The sequence below is a fragment of the Sphingobium olei genome (assembly GCF_042678845.1).
Lineage (GTDB): Bacteria > Pseudomonadota > Alphaproteobacteria > Sphingomonadales > Sphingomonadaceae > Sphingobium > Sphingobium olei.
This window is the reverse complement of sequence record NZ_JBHTLS010000025.1, coordinates 1-905: the sequence shown is the minus strand read 5'-3', so window position 1 is coordinate 905 and position 905 is coordinate 1. Positions and strand designations below refer to the sequence as shown.

The following is a 905-nucleotide window of genomic DNA, read 5'->3' as shown; positions in this document are numbered from 1 at the left end:
GGGGGGCATGCCCCTCATGATCTGTTTTGTCGATCCGCCCATAGGCCTCTGCCGGGGTTTGCCCCGCCAGACCAGAGTGCGGTCGCTGCGTGTTGTAATAGGTGATCCACCGGGCAAGGCCGTTCCGCAGATCAGAACCGGTCTCAAAGGCGTGGAGGTAGACGCACTCGTATTTCAAAGATCGCCACAGCCGCTCGATAAAGACATTGTCCATCCAGCGGCCTCGGCCATCCATGCTGATACGGACCTTGGCGTCGCGCAGCACGCTGGTGAAGGCTAGCGAAGTGAACTGGCTGCCTTGGTCCGTATTGAAGATCTCGGGACGACCGAAGCGCGCCAGCGCTTCCTCCAATGCCGCGACACAGAAGCCGGCATCCATGGTGTTCGAGAGCCGCCAGGCCAGTACCTTGCGGGTCGCCCAGTCCATGACCGCAACCAGATAGAGGAAGCCCCGACGCATCGGGATATAGGTCACATCCGCGCACCAGACATGGTTCGGTTGCTCGATCGCCAGATTGCGCAGCAGATAGGGATAGACCCGGTGCTGCGGGTGCGGATCGCTCGTGCGCGGCCGCTGGTAGATCGGCGACAGGCCCATCTTTGCCATGAGCCGGCGCACCCGTCGTCGCCCAACGTCGTGGCCATTGCGCCGTAGGTGTCGGACCATCTGCCGGCTGCCGTACCACGGCATGTCGAGGAACACCGCGTCGATCACCCGCATCAGCGCCAGCGTCACTTCGGTCTCGGGCACCGGTGCGTAATAATAGGACGACCGGCTGATCGACAGCAGCCGGCACTGCGCCGCGATCGACAGGCGCTGATGAGCAGGTTCGATCATAGACCGCCTCCGTGCCACGCTCATCGACCGGAGGCTTTGGCTAAAAAATCGCGTTCCACGACCAACT

1 protein-coding gene is annotated in these 905 nt (G+C 62.3%); it reads right to left on the bottom strand.

The features are described from left to right. A partial coding sequence (locus ACFQ24_RS03810; RefSeq protein ID WP_380909124.1) for an IS3 family transposase occupies nt 1-905 on the bottom strand: 905 nt, incomplete at both ends.